This is a genomic window from Mycolicibacterium sp. P4_G11 (genome assembly GCF_056555145.1).
Genome location: NZ_JBFUJW010000003.1, coordinates 381,777 through 398,099, shown reverse-complemented (window position 1 = coordinate 398,099; position 16,323 = coordinate 381,777). Strand labels below are relative to the sequence as shown.

12 protein-coding genes and 1 pseudogene are annotated in these 16,323 nt (G+C 66.9%); 11 read left to right on the top strand and 2 right to left on the bottom strand.

Annotated features, from left to right (window positions below; genetic code table 11):
• The first annotated feature begins 2 nt into the window (after positions 1 to 2).
• The 11 genes and pseudogenes from AC1U2B_RS07830 (at position 3) to AC1U2B_RS07780 (ending at position 12,575) form a co-directional block, all read left to right on the top strand.
• A complete protein-coding gene (locus AC1U2B_RS07830; RefSeq protein WP_480216342.1) occupies positions 3 to 1,118 on the top strand; it encodes a spirocyclase AveC family protein in 1,116 nt (371 codons plus the stop codon).
• A complete protein-coding gene (locus AC1U2B_RS07825) occupies positions 1,111 to 2,118 on the top strand; it encodes an SDR family oxidoreductase (RefSeq protein ID WP_480216341.1) in 1,008 nt (335 codons plus the stop codon). Before AC1U2B_RS07830 ends, AC1U2B_RS07825 begins: the two co-directional genes overlap by 8 nt.
• Complete coding sequence (locus tag AC1U2B_RS07820; RefSeq protein ID WP_480216340.1) at positions 2,111 to 3,586, top strand: aldehyde dehydrogenase family protein; 1,476 nt, start codon at positions 2,111 to 2,113, stop codon at positions 3,584 to 3,586. Before AC1U2B_RS07825 ends, AC1U2B_RS07820 begins: the two co-directional genes overlap by 8 nt.
• Before the next feature lie 8 nt (positions 3,587 to 3,594).
• Positions 3,595 to 4,800, top strand: coding sequence for a cytochrome P450 (locus AC1U2B_RS07815; protein ID WP_480216339.1), 1,206 nt, complete (start codon positions 3,595 to 3,597; stop codon positions 4,798 to 4,800).
• Positions 4,801 to 4,819: 19 nt separating this feature from the next.
• Positions 4,820 to 6,088, top strand: a complete 1,269-nt coding sequence (locus tag AC1U2B_RS07810; protein ID WP_480216338.1) for a cytochrome P450 — start codon at positions 4,820 to 4,822, stop codon at positions 6,086 to 6,088.
• 49 nt (positions 6,089 to 6,137) lie between these two features.
• A complete protein-coding gene (locus AC1U2B_RS07805) occupies positions 6,138 to 7,691 on the top strand; it encodes an AMP-binding protein (RefSeq protein ID WP_480216337.1) in 1,554 nt (517 codons plus the stop codon).
• Positions 7,688 to 9,035: pseudogene (locus tag AC1U2B_RS07800) on the top strand (AMP-binding protein). The gene AC1U2B_RS07805 and the pseudogene AC1U2B_RS07800 overlap by 4 nt, the downstream one beginning before the upstream one ends.
• Before the next feature lie 268 nt (positions 9,036 to 9,303).
• Entirely contained in the window at positions 9,304 to 10,083 is a 780-nt protein-coding gene (locus AC1U2B_RS07795) for an Rv1363c family protein (protein WP_480216336.1), read from the top strand.
• Entirely contained in the window at positions 10,080 to 10,571 is a 492-nt protein-coding gene (locus tag AC1U2B_RS07790) for an Rv1363c family protein (protein ID WP_051954832.1), read from the top strand. The genes AC1U2B_RS07795 and AC1U2B_RS07790 overlap by 4 nt, the downstream gene beginning before the upstream one ends.
• 12 nt (positions 10,572 to 10,583) lie before the next feature.
• Positions 10,584 to 12,092, top strand: a complete 1,509-nt coding sequence (locus AC1U2B_RS07785) for a class I adenylate-forming enzyme family protein (RefSeq protein WP_480216335.1) — start codon at positions 10,584 to 10,586, stop codon at positions 12,090 to 12,092.
• A 9-nt stretch (positions 12,093 to 12,101) separates the two neighbouring features.
• Positions 12,102 to 12,575: a cupin domain-containing protein gene (locus AC1U2B_RS07780; RefSeq protein WP_480216334.1), complete on the top strand. Its 474-nt coding sequence runs from the start codon at positions 12,102 to 12,104 to the stop codon at positions 12,573 to 12,575.
• 58 nt (positions 12,576 to 12,633) lie between these two features.
• On the opposite strand, the gene AC1U2B_RS07775 is transcribed toward AC1U2B_RS07780, so the two are convergent.
• Positions 12,634 to 14,082: a mechanosensitive ion channel domain-containing protein gene (locus AC1U2B_RS07775; RefSeq protein WP_480216333.1), complete on the bottom strand. Its 1,449-nt coding sequence runs from the start codon at positions 14,080 to 14,082 to the stop codon at positions 12,634 to 12,636.
• Between the two features lie 2 nt (positions 14,083 to 14,084).
• Positions 14,085 to 16,262: an adenylate/guanylate cyclase domain-containing protein gene (locus AC1U2B_RS07770; RefSeq protein ID WP_480216332.1), complete on the bottom strand. Its 2,178-nt coding sequence runs from the start codon at positions 16,260 to 16,262 to the stop codon at positions 14,085 to 14,087.
• Between the last annotated feature and the right edge of the window lie 61 nt (positions 16,263 to 16,323).

Genomic DNA, 16,323 nt, shown 5'->3' with positions numbered 1-16,323 from the left:
GCATGACCGCTCTGGAAACCAAACCCGCTCAGCCGCAGAGCCGTTCACCATGGCCCTGGGTGTGGTCGGCAATCATCGTCGCGCTCGTCGCGGTGATCGCCCACTACGCCCGCAGGGGAGCGGTATCGCCGCGCATCAGCAACCCGAACGTGCAGGGCGCGCCCCGGCCCGTCGACTTCCTGTTCGGATTCGACCACTGGATCACGCTCTGGGAGGCCTTCACCATCTTTTCGGTGCCTGCCCTGATCGCCGTCTGCGTGTGGGGGTGGCGGCGCAACCCGGGCAGCCCGATCGTGCTGATGGCCTTCATCACCACAGCCATCGTGTGGCAGGACCCGTACATGAACTGGTCACCGTACGCCGTCTACAACCCAGCGTTGTGGCACTGGCCCGAGGATTGGCCCTGGGTGTCACTGTCACCGACGGTCGAGCCGTTCATCGTCCTCGGCTACGTCATGTTCCAGTTCGGCCCGTACTTCCCGGCGGTCTGGATTCTGCGAAAGATTCAGGCCCGCAAGCCTGTCGACTCGTTCGTGTGGCGCCACCCGTTGGTGACGCTGGCCGGGTTCATCTTCGTGATCGGGTTCCTGTTCGACATGGTGCTCGAACTCACCCTGGTGCGCACCGGGCTGTACATCTATTCGCAGGTGATCCCGTTCGGGTCCATCTTCACCGGCACGACGTTCCAGTTCCCGCTGCTGTGGGAGTCGACGATGGTCACCTTCGTCATGGTGCCCGCCGGCATCCTGGTCTACCGCGACGACACCGGCCGTACCGTCGCCGAGAAGCTGGCGCAGCGGGCGCGATTGTTCGCGGGCCGCCCGGTACTTGGCATGTTCACGGTGATGTTCGTCGTCGTGAACGTCGCCTACTTCTGCTACGGCGCCGGGTTCACCGCCATCCGCATGTCGGGATTCGCCACCTCAGTGGCCTGTCCCTGGCCGTACCCGGAGGCCAAAATCTATGACCCGCAAGGCTATTACGAAGAAAACGGCCAAAAAGGTCCCTACGCGGTGGGCATCATGTCGACGTGGATGACGGGGCAGCCGGGCGGCCGCCCCGACGTGGAACTGGGGTCCACGAGCAACCGGTGCGCGGAACAAGCACAGCATGGCTGAGCCACGCAGCGTCATCATCACCGGCGCGTCCCGGGGCCTGGGCTTCGCCTCCGCGGTGCACCTGTACCGGGACGGTTGGCAGGTGGTGGCCGCGATGCGGAACCCGGACGCCGGCCTGCCACGACTGCGCGAGGCCGCCGGGGCACTCGACGACGATCCGCGCCTGATCGGCGTGCAACTCGATCTGCAGGACCGGGCGTCGATCGCTGCAGCGGCCAAACTCATCGAGGATGCCGTCGGTGCCCCATATGCGTTGGTGCACAACGCCGGAATCTCTGCCGCCGGCATGGTCGAAGAGACGCCCATCGAATTGTGGGACCAGATGCTGGCCACCCACGTCACCGGTCCGGTACTGCTGACCAAGGCACTGTTGCCGTCGATGCGGGCAGCCGGTCAGGGCCGGATCGTGGTGATCTCCAGCCAAGGCGGAGTCCGCGGAATGCCGGCCATCGCCGCGTACTCCGCCGCCAAAGGGGCCCTCGAACGCTGGGCGGAGTCACTGGCCGGTGAGGTCGCCCCGTTCGGCTTGGGCGTCACCGTCCTGGTCACGGGCACGTTCGACACCGACATCATCACCGACGCCGGGACGACGGACCACCGCGACTTCGCCGGCCCGTACGCCCCGCACCACCGCAACATCGACAAGCGGGGCCGCGCCGCGATGCGGCTGGCACAGCCACCCGAACGGTTCGCCAACGGGCTGGCCGCGGCATTGCGGGACACGGCGCCCTTCACCAAACACCCTGTCGGCATCGATGCTCGAATGCTGCTGATCTCCAACAAGTTTCTGCCCACCGCGGCTCTGCACCAGATCGTGCGAATCGCGATGGGGCTGCCTGGGCAAGGCAAGCTCCGCGCGGGGGCGGTCACTCTGACCGTCGGCCAGCGCGCAGCGGTGACCGCTGCCCGCGTCTTGCCCGCGCCGGTACTTCAGCGCATGGCGCCGCTCTTGATGCGGCTGTCATCCACCAACACCTCTGGGAGCGAGCCGAATGTCTGAGTCGCGCATGCTGATCGACGGCAAGCTCGTCGACGGGGAAGCGGGCACGTTCGCCAACATCAACCCGGCCACCGAAGAGGTGATCGGGGACGTCGCCGACGCCTCGCGAGCCGACATGCTCCGGGCCATCGACGCCGCGCGGCGGGCGTTCGACGACACCGACTGGTCGACCAACCTCGAGCTACGCAAGCGGTGCCTGCAGCAGCTGGGCGACGCGCTCGAAGGCGAAAGAGAAGCGCTGCGTGAGGAACTCATCCGCGAAGCCGGCGCGCCACGGGCCATCACCTACGGCCCGCAGCTGGACGCGCCGCTCTCTGACGCCCTGAAGTATCCGATCGCGCTGATGGACGAGTACCCCTGGGAGACCGATCTGGGGGATGCCTTCGTCGCCCTCACGGGACAGCTGACCACGCGCAAGGTGTGGCGCGAACCCGTCGGCGTGGTCGGCGCGATCACCCCGTGGAACTTCCCGTTCGAGGTCAGCATCCACAAACTCGCCCAGGCCCTGGCCACCGGCAACACCGTCGTCCTCAAACCGGCACCTGACACGCCGTTCCACGCCACCCGGCTGGGCCGCTTGATCGCCGAATCGACCGACATCCCGGCGGGGGTCGTCAACGTGGTGACGGCATCCGATCACCTTGTGGGCGAAGAACTCACGTTGTCGCCGAAGGTCGACATGATCTCGTTCACCGGATCGACACCGGTCGGGGTACGGATCATGGAGAAGGGCGCGGCCACCATGAAGCGGCTGTTCCTGGAGCTCGGCGGCAAGTCCGCCACCATCGTGCTGGAGGACGCCGACTTCGGCCTCGCGTGTGCCATCGGCATCGCGCCCTGCATGCACGCCGGGCAGGGCTGCGCCAACCCGACGCGAATGCTGCTGCCGCGATCCCGCTACGACGAGGGCGTGGCGATCCTCAAGGCGATCTACGAGAACGTCTCGCCGGGCGATCCGCAGGACCCCGGCACCTTGTGCGGCCCGGTGATCTCGGCCAAGCAGCGCAGCCGCGTGCTGGGATACATCCAGCAGGGCATCGACGAGGGCGCCACCTGCCTGGTCGGCGGGACCGAGCCGCCCGCCGGGTTCGACAAGGGATTCTGGGTTCGGCCAACACTTTTCGTGGACGTCGACAACTCGATGACCATCGCACAGGAGGAAATCTTCGGGCCGGTGCTCGCGGTGATTCCCTTCGACGACGAGGACGACGCGATCCGCATCGCCAACGACAGCGTGTACGGCCTCGCCGGCAACGTGATGTCCGGATCCGTCGAGCATTCGGTGGCCGTCGCGCGCCGGCTGCGAGCCGGGTTCGTCGGCCTCAACGGGACGTCGCCGTACGGCGCCGAGGCGCCGTTCGGCGGTTACAAGGCCAGCGGCGTCGGCCGGCAGAACGGCACCGCCGGATTCGACCAGTACACCGAGATCAAGTCGGTCTCGTACCCAGCCACACGTGTTGAGCCATAGGGAGAACCATGGAGCTGTTTGACGACCTCGAGGATTTCGGCGCGTTCGACGACGTCGTGTCGGGCGACATCCGCGACCCATACACAGAGATGGCCCGACTGCGGCGGGAGGAGGGCATCCAGCGCATCGACATGTCGGTGATGCCGGGCGAAGAGGGCAAGCCGCTGTTCATCGTGTACCGCCACGAGGACATCGCCACGATGTTGCGCGACAACGAGACCTTCTCGTCGGCCATCGTGATCCAGGCGTTCGGTGCGGTGCTCGGACAGCGGGTGATGCTGGGCATGGACGAGCCCGACCACGGCAGGCACCGGGCGCTGGTGTCAAAGGCCTTCTCCCCGAAGGCCCTTGCGCGGTGGGAGGAGAACCTGGTCGGCCGCGTCGGCAACGAACTGATCGACGGCTTCGTCGGCGACGGGCGCGTGGATCTGGTCAAGGAATTCACCTTCCCCTACCCGACCCGCATCATCGCCGGCCTGCTGGGGCTGCCCGAGGAGGACTACCCGCAGTTCCAGCGGTGGTCGATCTCGCTGCTGTCGTTCACCATCAATCCCGAACGCGGCAAGGCCGCCTCGAAGGCACTGGAGGAGTACTTCGCGCCCATCCTGGCCGCACGCCGCGCCGACCCGCAGGACGACCTGATCAGCAGCCTTGCCGCGGCCGAAATCGACGGCGAGCAGCTCGATGACGACGAGATCTTCTCGTTCCTGCGGCTGCTGCTGCCCGCGGGTGTGGAGACCACGTACCGCTCGCTGGGCAACCTGCTGCTCGGGCTCTTGACGCACCAGGACCAGCTCGACGCCATCCGCGCCGACCGGTCCCTGATCCCGCAGGCCATCGAGGAAGCGGTGCGCTGGGAAGCACCGCTGCTGACCATCACCCGGGTCGCCGCGCACGACACCCAGCTGGGTGGCGTCGACATCCCGGCGGGTTCGTCGGTGATGCCCATGCTCGGGGCCGCGAACCGGCAAGACGACCGCTACCCGGACCCGGACCGCTTCGACATCTTCCGGGCAGCTCGCACGCCCATCTCGTGGGGGCACGGTGCGCACGTGTGCCTGGGCATGCACCTCGCCCGGCTGGAGATGCGGGTGGCGCTGAATCTGTTGCTCGACCGGCTGCCGAACCTGCGCCTGGACCCCGCGGCCGAGGACCCGCACATCCGTGGGCAGGTGTTCAGGTCGCCGACCGCCTTGCCGGTGCTGTTCGGCTGAAAACAACCAGGAGCGTGTGATGACCGATCTCGAGCCGACCAACTTCTTCGCCGATCCGTCGCTGGTCGACGATCCCTACCCGTACTTCGACGAGCTGCGCGCGAAATGCCCTGTCCTGGAGCAACCGCACCACGGGGTACTGGCGGTGTCCGGTCACTCCGAGGCACTCGCCGTCTACAAGGACGGCGCGTTCTCGTCGTGCGTGTCGGTGGCAGGACCGTTCTCCGGCTTGCCATTTCAGCCCGAAGGTGACGACATCAGCGAGCTGCTGGAGGCGTACCGCGATCAGATTCCGATGAGCGAGCACATCGTCACCCAGGACGGTGCGCTGCACGCGCGTACCCGCGGGCTGCTGAGCCGGCTGCTGACACCCAAGCGGCTCAAGGAGAACGAAGACTTCATGTGGGAACTGTCCGACCAACTGTTGGACAGGTTCGTCTCCCGCGGCTCCTGCGAATTTCTTGCCGAGTACGCGCGGCCGTTCTCCGGGCTGGTGATCGCCGACCTGCTGGGCATACCTCGCTCCGACCACGACGAGTTCCGTGCGGTGAACGGGGCGCAGGTGGTCGGCGACATCACCGACGACACCATCACCCGCGCACACAATCCGCTCGAGTGGCTCGACGAGAAATTCACCGGCTACATCACCGAGCGCCGCCGCGAGCCGCGCGGCGACGTGCTCACCGAGATGGCGCAGGCCAAGTACCCGGACGGATCGACGCCGGAGATCATCGACGTCGTGCGGCTGGCGACATTCGTGTTCGCCGCGGGCCAGGAGACCACCACGAAGCTGCTCAGCTTCGGGATGCAGGTACTCGGCGAGAACCCCGACATGGAGCGGCTGCTGCGCGAAAACCGCGACCTGATACCGCTTTTCGTCGAGGAGGCGCTCCGGATGGAGAGCCCGGTCAAGTGCCACTTCCGGATGGCGCGCACGTCGACGACCGTCGGCGATGTCGAGGTACCCGCCGGGTCGATGGTCATGTTGCTGCCCGGCGCGAGCAACCGCGACGAGCGAAAGTTCGAGCGGCCCCATGAGTTTCGCCTCGACCGCCCCAACGTGCGCGAGCACATCGCGTTTGGCCGGGGCAGCCATTCCTGCCCCGGCGCACCGCTGGCGCGGGCCGAAGGCCGCATCTCGCTCAACCGGATCCTCGACCGGATGGCCGACATCCGCATCAGCGACGAGCACCACGGCCCGGACGGTGCGCGGCGCTACAGCTACGAACCCACCTGGCAGATGCGCGGGCTCACCGAGCTGCATCTCGAATTCAGCCCGGCCGGGTAACCTGCTGATATTGGCATTCTCTATTTTGGAGAATACGATGCCCAGTGTCATGACTGGTCTTCGAAGCCCCGTAAACCGCACCGTCCCCGCCGATCTCGCCGCCAGATACCGAGACAACGGCTGGTGGACCACCGAGACCGTCGGTGACCTGCTGGCCGTCGGCCTGCGGTCCGCACCCGACGCCGACTTCCGGATTCACTCGGCCGTCCGGGGGTGGTCGGGTACCTACGCCGAGGCGGAGCGCGTGGCCCGACGGCTGGCGGCGGGTCTGCGGGCACGCGGTGTCGGGCCCGGCGACGTCGTGGCCTTCCAACTGCCGAACTGGATGGAAGGCGCCGCGGTGTTCTGGGCGTCGGCGTTCCTGGGCGCGGTCGTCGTCCCGGTCGTGCACTTCTACGGCCGCAAGGAACTGGCGCACATCCTCGCCGATGCCGGCCCGCGGGTGTTCATCACCGCAGACAACGCCGGCCGCCCGGCCTATCACGCTGATCTGTGCGCCGACGTGCCGATCGTCGGGGTGGTGGGCCGCGACTTCGATGACCTGCTCGCCGAGGAACCGATGGCAGGCACCTTGGCGGTCGACCCGGCGGCGCCGGCGCTGATCGCCTACACGTCGGGCACGACGAGCAACCCCAAAGGCGTCGTGCACAGTCACCAGTCCCTGGTGTGCGAGACGCGCCAACTCAACGCCGGGTACCCCACCAAACGCGGCAAGGAACTGACCGTCGCACCCGTCGGTCACTTCATCGGCATGGTCGGGGCGTTCCTGATCCCGGTGCTGGAGGGGCGGCCCATCAACCTCTGCGACAGCTGGGATGCCGGCCAGGTGCTGGCGTTGATGAAACGCGACGGCCTGGCGGTCGGCGGCGGCCCGCCGTACTTCGTGACCAGCCTGCTCGACCATCCCGACTGCACGGACGAACACCGCGCGCTCCTGAAAACCGTTGGCCTGGGCGGATCGTCGGTGCCGGCGGCGGTGACGCGCCGGCTGTCCGACCTCGGCGTGTTCGTCTACCGCGCGTACGGCAGCACCGAACACCCGTCGATCACCGGCACCCATCCGACCGCGCCCGAGGCCAAGCGCCTCTTCACCGATGGCGATCCACGGCCCGGCGTGGAGATCCGGCTGAACGAGGACGGCGAGATCTACAGCCGCGGCCCGGACCTGTGCCTCGGCTATACCGACGACGCGCTGACCGCGACGGCATTCGACGACGACGGCTGGTACCGCACCGGCGACATCGGATTCCTCGACGACGACGGCTATCTCACCATCACCGACCGCAAATCGGATGTCATCATCCGCGGCGGCGAGAACGTCAGCGCCGTCGAGGTCGAAGAGGTGCTGCTCGGTATGGCGGGTATCGCCGACGCGGTGGTGGTGGCCGCACCCGACGCCCGGCTCGGCGAGCGCGTCGCTGCTGTGGTGCGTGTCCGGCCCGGCCACGTCCTGCCGACGCTGCAGCAGGTGCGCGAGCACTTCGGGGCGACGGGCGTGGCGCGCCAGAAGTGGCCCGAAGAACTGCACGAGGTTGCGGACTACCCGCGGACCGCCAGCGGAAAAGTGCAGAAATTCCTGGTGCGCCAAGGACTTCGGGCATGACCTGGCGCACGATTCCAGAAATGGCGCTGAGCGCCGCCGACAGATTCGGCGACGCGGAGGCACTGATCGACGGGCCGTTGCGTTTGTCGTACACCGAGTTGGCGGGGCGCATCCGGCGAGCCGCCGGGGCGTTCCGCGCGCTGGGTGTCGCGAAAGGCGACCGGGTTGCCATCTGGGCACCCAACTCCGCCGAGTGGGTGATCGCCGCGCTGGGGGTGGTGACCGCCGGCGCAGTGGTGGTCCCGGTCAACACCCGGTTCAAGACCGAGGAAGCGGCAGACATCATCACGCGCAGCGGCGCCAAGGCTGTGCTGGTGGAAAAGGGCTTCCTCGGACAGGACTTCGCTGTCCCCACCGGCGTACCGGCCATCGACGTCAAGTCGGGATTTCTCGACAGCGCAGCGCCTTTCGAGTGCCCGGACATCGACGGTGACGACATCGCCGACATCATCTACACGTCGGGCACCACGGGCCGCCCCAAGGGCGTGATGATGAACCGCGCTGATCCGCGGCGCGACGATGCTGCCGGTGGCCGTCTTCGATGCCGACGCTGTCGTGGAACTCGTGGCACGGGAACGGATCACGATGCTGCCCGGCCCGCCCACGCTGTATCACTCACTGCTCGCCGTACCGGACAAGACCAGGCTCGCGACATTGCGGGCCGGCGTCACCGGCGCCGCCGACATCCCGGTGGAGTTGGTCCGTCGGGTCTTGCACGAGTTGCCTTTCCAGACCCTCGCGACCGGATATGGGCTGACCGAGTGTGGCACGGCCACGATGTCCCGGCCGGGGGATTCGTTCGAAGACATCGCCACCACGGTGGGCCGGCCGTCGGACGGGGTCGAGGTTCGACTCGCCGACGACGGCGAGGTGCTGGTCCGCGGCTACACCGTGATGGCGGGCTATCTCGATGATCCGATTGCCACTGCCGAAGCCGTCGACGCCGACGGCTGGTTGCACACCGGTGACCTCGGATCGTTCGACGACGGCGGTCGGCTGCGCATCATCGGCCGCAAGAAGGACATGTTCATCGTCGGTGGCTTCAACGCGTATCCGGCGGAGATCGAGGGTTATCTGCTCGAGCACCCGGCGGTGGATCAAGTCGCGGTCATCGGCGTTCCCGACGATCGGCTGGGGCAGGTGGGCATGGCGTTCGTCGTCCCCGCGTCCCCGGCCACCGAACAGCAGTTGATCACGTGGAGCCGGGAGCGGATGGCGGGGTACAAGGCGCCGCGGTTCGTCGAGTTCGTCGATGAGCTACCGCAGAACGCCACCGGCAAGGTCACCAAAGACGCCCTGGTCGCGATGGCCGGGCCGATGCTGGAGCGTCGCGCGCGGGCTTGAGCACCCCGGACTCACAACCAGCGAGAATAGTATTCTCGCAGGTAAAGCTATGCGTATCGAGCTTTGCCGCCGCACTATGGCAATGTCATTACCGTTTCTGATAACGTCATTCGCATCTACTGCTCGGATGAGGAGGTCGCCATGTTGCCGCGGCACAACGACGATGGAGGCCGGTATGGCACTCCACCGCGAGTCCGGCTGTGACGTGCCCATGGCGGATGGTAGGCATAACGGAGTCCGTCGAGTCGGCGGCACTGGACTCCGACTCATGACCCCGAAGAGCGCTATGGCCGACGAGCTAGCCCACGCACCGACCGACGATCCAGAGATCCTGGCGGAGGAAGCCGAGGCGGAGGCCGAGGCCGCCGAAGCGGCTGCCGAGGCGGCGCGTGCACGGGCGCGAGCCATCCGGCTGCGGAGGCAGGCGCAGGAGACGGCGGCCGCTGCCGACGAGGCACCGATCGCCGAGGTGGTAGCCGACGAGCCGGCTGCCGACGATTCCGAATCCGACGCCGACCTCGTGGATGAGCCCGCAGAGGCGGCCGACGAGTTGCCCCGGCGGAGGCCGCTGCGCGGAGTGCTTGCCGCGGGCGCGGCCGCGCTGCTGATCGTTGCGCTACTGGGGATCAGTGCCGCCATCATGTGGCACCACAACGGTGTCGAGGCCGACCGTCAGCGGGCGGACGAGTTCACCGCGGCGGCCCGGCTGGGCGTGGTCAACATGACGTCGCTGGACTTCAACAACGCCAAAGAGGGCGTGCAGCACATCCTCGACAGCTCGACCGGCGAATTCAAGGCCGATTTCACCTCGCGGGCAACCGATTTCGTCAAAGTGGTACAAGAGTCCAAGGTCGTGACGAAAGGCACCGTCAACCTCACCGCCGTGCAATCGATGTCCGAGGACTCCGCGGTGGTGCTCGTTGCCGCGACATCGGAGGTCACCAATTCCGCAGGCGCGAAGAACGACCCACGCGCATGGCGGCTCAAGGTCACGGTGAACCGCGATGGCGGCGTGCTCAAGATGGCGAAGGTGGAGTTCGTACCGTGATCATCAAGAAGTGGTGGCTGCCGATCGTCCTGGCCTTGCTCGTCGTCGCATCGGGGGCATTGGCCGGATCGCTGTACTGGACCCAGTACCGGCCCGACAAGCAGACCGACGCCGCGGCCGAACGCACGGTGATCGACGCGGCATCGGCCGGGGCGGTGGCCCTGCTGTCCTATTCGCCCGACACCTTGGACAAAGATTTCTCGGCTGCCAAGTCACATCTCACCGGCGATTTCCTGACGTATTACAGCCAATTCAGTCAGCAGATCGTGGCGCCGGCCGCCAAGCAACGCGGCGTGAAGACGGCGGCGTCCGTCGTGCAGTCCGCGGTCTCGGAACTGCGCCCCGACTCGGCCGTCGTCTTGTTGTTCATCGACCAGGAAACGCGCAGCACCGAACGGCCGCAGCCGAGTCTGGCAGCCAGCAGCGTTCGGGTGACCATGGCCAAAAGCGGTGGCAATTGGCTGATTTCGAAGTTCGATCCCATCTAGACGGAGCTCTCGTTGAGTCTTGCGATACTGCTCGACATGGCGGCGTCGGCCAATCCGGACCGCACCGCCGTCGTCTCCGGTGAAACCCGCTGGACGACAGACGAATTGAACCGCCTCGCCGATGGCGGCGGAGGCGTCGTCGCGGCCTGCGGTGCAGGCAGCGTCGCCTACATCGGGACCGGCGGCGCCATGCTGCCGCTGCTGATCTTCGCGTCGGCGCGGGCGAATCGTCCGCTGACGCCGCTCAACTACCGCCTCAGCTCGGCCGCGTTGCGCGACCTCATCGCACGGTTGCCGGATCCCTTGGTGATCTACGACGCCGAATACGCCGACGTCGCCGAAATCTGCGACCGTGCCATGGAATCGACGGCCTTCGTCGACGCGGCGACCGCAGCCGAGGCCGCGGCCGAATTCGCGGACCCCGACGACGTCGCCATCGTGCTGTTCACCTCCGGTACGACGAGCACGCCGAAGGCTGTCGAGCTTTCCCACCACAACCTGACCAGTTACGTCACCGGCACAGTGGAATTCGACTCCGCCGACGCCCAGGATGCCGCGCTGATCTGTGTGCCGCCGTACCACATCGCGGGTGTGAGTGCGGTCTTGTCGAATCTGTACGCGGGCCGAAAGATGGTGTACCTGCCCAAGTTCGACGCAGCAGACTGGCTGCGACTGGCGGCTGCCGAAGACGTCACGTCGGGCACGGTGGTACCCACCATGTTGGACCGCATCGTCGGCGAGCTCGTGCGCGGCGCAGCTGCTCCGCGTTCCCTGCGCAACCTGGCGTACGGCGGATCGAAAGTGCCGCTGCCACTGGTTCGTCGGGCCCTCGATCTGCTGCCCGAAGTCGGATTCGTCAACGCCTACGGGCTGACCGAGACGAGTTCGACCATCGCCGTCCTCACTCCGGAGGACCACCGCCATGCGCACGGGTCACCGGACGCGGACGTCAAGCGCCGGTTGGGGTCGGTCGGCAGGCCGGTGCCGGGGATCGAGGTGGAGATCCGAGCGGAAGACGGTAAGCCGTTGGGCCAGGGCGAAATCGGCGAGCTCTTCATCCGCGGCGAGCAGGTGTCGGGCAAATACACCGACCTCGGTTCGGTGCTCGACGAGAACGGCTGGTTCCCAACCCGCGACCTCGCCTGGCTGGACGCCGAGGGCTTCCTGTTCATCAACGGCAGGTCGGACGACACCATCATCCGCGGGGGAGAGAACATCGCGCCCGCCGAACTGGAGGACGTCCTCGTCGAGCATCCACAGGTGTGCGACGTCGCGGTGGTCGGCGTGCCGGACCCCGAATGGGGACAGATCATCGTCGCGGTCGTGGTCCCGGAAGCCGGCGCCGCACCCGACCCCGAGGTGTTGCGCGAGTACATGCGCGCAGCCCTGCGCGGTTCTCGAACCCCCGACCGCATCGTGTTCCGTGACCACTTGCCGACCTCGCCGACCGGGAAGGTGCTACGGCGGGACCTGGCGGGCGATTTGAGCGTTTCCTGCGAAGACCCTGTGAACGCATCGTAAGTTGGCGTCATGCCGACAGCAATGCCGATCGAGTTCTGCCGCCTGGCGGATCTCAAGCTGGCCGACGACCCGATCAACCCCGAGTGGATCCTTGCGGGCACGCCCACAGCGCGGTGCGCTTGGTGGTCATCTGGCACCGACGGAGTCGCCGACAACTATGTGTGGGAATGCACGGCAGGGACGTTCCGCTGGTTCTTCCCGTGTGACGAAACGGTCCATGTCATCTCCGGCGCTGTCGAGGTGGAGGGCGACGGTGTTGCCGCGACCTATCTGGCGGCAGGCGATGCCGCTCTGTTTCGGGCCGGAACCTGGGCCACCTGGACGGTGAAGGATCATGTGCGCAAACATGCGGTGATCGCGCCACGACTGCCCGGGTCATTGCGCGTGCAGCTGCGCTACGGACGACGGGCCAAGCTCGTGGTCCGTCGTCTTCTCGGACGTGAGGCAGCAGGGGCAAGTCTGACGTCCATCGGCAATGTTTGATCCATCGGCATCACCCGGCGCCCGCGGCGTCGCCGCGAAACCCTAAAGCCCCGAACGCCTAATGCCCGGGAACCGCGGTCCCGGCGGCGTCCCTATCGGTGCCGTGTTTCGGTTTCTTCGCCGCGATGCGCACCGCCTGCGCCTCGCTACGGCGTTCATCGATGAGGCGGCCGAACTCGCGAGACAGTACCGGCCGGTCGGTCAGCAATCGTTGGATCTCGTCATGCTCGATCTGTAGCAGGGTGACCTCGTCGACGGCGTTTACGTAGGCCAGGTTGGCCTGATGGGTGAAGGCGGCAACTCCCAACAGCGCACCCTTGTCGAGGGTGCGGACGCCTGCGATCGACCCATCGGGTGTGGCCACGGCCAGTCGGACGTGTCCGGACACGATCACCGAAACGGTGGCCGGGATGTCACCGGGCGTGTGGATGAGTTCGCCGGTGCCGTACCGGATCAGGCGCGCGTAGGGCGCGACCGCTTGTTGGTCGGCCTTGTTCAGTCGGAGGGCAGGCGCCGCGACCGATTCGAGTGCCGCTTCGACGCGTTTGTCGGTCGAGTAGTCGTCGCCGACACCGTCGAGATGAAGTTTGTCGCGGCGCGCGGCGTACCAGGCCCAGCGCAGGAACGTGGCCTGTACCGCGTCGTCGTCCCCGGGGGACTTCAGGCCGATGGTGGTGCGGTACTTGTGGTCGCCGATGGGCACGGTGGCGGGCTCGACGGTGTCGCCACGGTTCGGCAGGGCGGCGGCGATCCGGGTGAGCGTCGCGCACACCTGGTCGGGCGCATCCGTCGCGCCGAATGTGGTGGTGATCGTGATGTGCGAGGTGGCCAGCCGGCTCAGGTTGGTGAACGACGTGCCGGCCAGCACCGAGTTGGGGGTGATCTGTATGCCGGTGCCGGACTCGATGTGGACGGCGCGCCAGTTGACCTCCACGACGCGGCCCCGGGCCGCGGCCGTGTCGAGCCAGTCGCCCATCCGGAACGGCTGCTCGAACAACATGAACAGGCCGGACACGATCTGGCCGACGGAGTGCTGCAGCATCAGGCCGAGGACCACGGAGCTGACGCCGACCGCGGTGAAGACGCCCTTGATGTTGCTGCCCCAGATGTACCGGGAGATCACCGCCAGGCCGAGGATGATCAGCACCATCCGGGCCACGTCGAGGAAGATGCGCGGGATGCGGCTGCGCCACGAGGTCTCCGGGGCGTTCGCGAACACGGTGTTGCTCAAGCCGGACAGCACCAGCAGCAGCACCAGGAAAACCAGTACGGTCGCCACGATCCGGATGGGCACGTCGCGGGCGGGCACGACGGCCACCTTGAGCATCAGCAGCAGGACAGCGATCACCGGCAGCACATAGGTGCGCAGCAGTCCGACGGGCCCGGCCAGCGGACTGTGCCGGCGGATCAGGGACCGGCGCCACTCGGTCAGGACGATCAGGCCGACCGGCAGTCCGATCGCTATAGCCGCGACCCACACGAACCATGACGCACCGGAGGAGTACACGCTTACCGCCGCCCTGCGAGCCGCCAGATCGGCTCCTCGGTATCGCCGACGGTCAGTTGGCCGGCCGGGGTGAACCGGTGGGTGTCGTGCACGGCGTCGTGCACTCGCGCGGTGATGTAGATCCCGGGTTCGGCGCCGCCGGCCTGGACCTGATAGGCCAAATCGACTGCGCTGCCCCACATGTCGTACATCATCGTGGCGCCGCCCACCAGGCCGCTGGTGACGGTGCCGGTATCGATGCCCGCCCGGAAACCCAGCTGCAGGTTGTCCTCGTCATTGGAGCGGGCGACGATGCGCTGCAATTCGATGGCGAAGTTGACGGTGCGCTCGACGTTGTCCAGCCGGGGCACGTTCAATCCGCAGCTGGCCGTGTAGCCGTTGCGCAGGATTCGCACCGGTTCGACCCCGCTGCGTTCGGCGGCGTCGTCGAACTGGCGCACCAATTCGTTGACCACGGTGAGGAACTCGTCGGCCGGCAGTTCATTGGACAGGGCGTCGAGGCCGTCGATGTCGGCGAAGAGCACCGCCACGTCCTGGTGGTTCTCGCTGATCGTCTCCTCGCCACTGCGGTACCGCTCGACGATCGATTCGGGCATCAAGGAACGCAGCAGCTGCGCGTTCTCCCGGCGTTCGCGGCGCAGCAGATCGTCCTTGATTCCGAGCAGACGACTCATGTCGTTGAACGTCTTGGTCAGATCGCCGAACTCGTCCCGGGTCCGCACCGGGATCATCGCGTCGTAGTCGCCGCGGCTGACCTTTTGGGCGCCGGCCTCCAGGCGACGGATGGGCCGCACGAACAGCTGCGCCAGCGCCATTGCGGCCAGGCAGTCCAAGATGACGATCGCGGTCACCGCCACGCCCATGGTCCTGGTGAAGACGCGTTCGGGCGCGAAGGCTTCGGCGGTGTCGATCTTGGCCACGATCGACCAACTCACGTCGGGCCCGACGGTCATGGGCGCATACGACTGCAGCGTTTCCTTGCCCAGGTAGTCGGTGGCGATCACAACCCCGGACTGGCCGCGCTGCGTCGCGCGAGTCGCCGGGCCGCCGACGGGCTGCAGCAGCGTCGTGCCGCCGAGGCGGACCGCCCGCTGCGCCAACTCGGCAGGCGTTCCGGCCGCCGTGACATCGCGTTGATAGGTCTGCGGATTCTCCTCGAACAGGCGCGAATTCGAGCGCATGAGGTCGTCGGTCCCGGCGAGATAGGTTTCGCCGGTAGCCCCCAGACCATTTGCCTGCCACTTGCCGTTGAACGTCATCAGCTCGTTCAGCCCGCTGATCGGGAACTGCAGCGCCACCACTCCCACCGTGCGACCCGCGGACACGACCGGTGCTGCCATCCACGCGGTGGGGTGGTCTGCGGCCGGGTGATAGGTCTGATAGTCGGTGACAGCGACGTACCCCACGCGGTCGGCGCCCATGGCTTTCGCGTAGGCCTCGTGCAGGTTGCCCTGTTGGTATGGGCCGGACAGCACGTTCGTCCCGAGGTCCGCGCGCTTCTTGGCCGAGTACACGACATTGCCCGCGGAGTCGATCAACAGTGCGTCGCCGTAGCCGAACAGCCGCACGATCTCTTGGAAGAACACGTTGTAGCGGCTGGCGGCGGCGCCCCAGGCGCTGGGGTCGGGTGGGGGTGGCGGTCCATCGGGCCGCGCGGCGGCGACGGTGTACCGGGCCTGCAGATACTTGGCCGCGTTCGACGACGGCAACAGCACATCGAGGTTGAGCTTGGCGCCCGTCGCACGTTCGACGGGATTGATCAGATCCTGGTTGTAGTAGTTGACGATGGCCTGTTGCTCGGCGGGATCGATTGTGGCATTGGCCAATTCGTTGAACCCGGCGCTGAAGGCCTGTACCGCATCGGCCATCGCCGGTCCGCTCGTGTAGATGAGCAGGGCATTCTTCAAGTTCGCGATCTGGATGAGGAACTGTCGGGATTGCGTCTCCCGGACCTGCGTGAGCCGGTCAAAAGCGGCGTTGCGCAACGAGGCCTGCCCCGTCTGGTACCCGATGAACCCGACCACGGCGGCCGACACGATGCTCGCCCCCAACAGCATCGCGATGAGCTTCGACTGGATGCTGAACCGGCCGCGCACTCGCCGCAGCCGGACCTCGGGCGGTGTGTCACCCGAGGCTGCCGTCACGACCTCATCGTGATCCTCCAGTGGAGGGTTGACCATCGGGCCTCCTGTCGTCGGCAGCAAGTACATCACGACCTTCGGCGCTCACTGGCCGGTTATC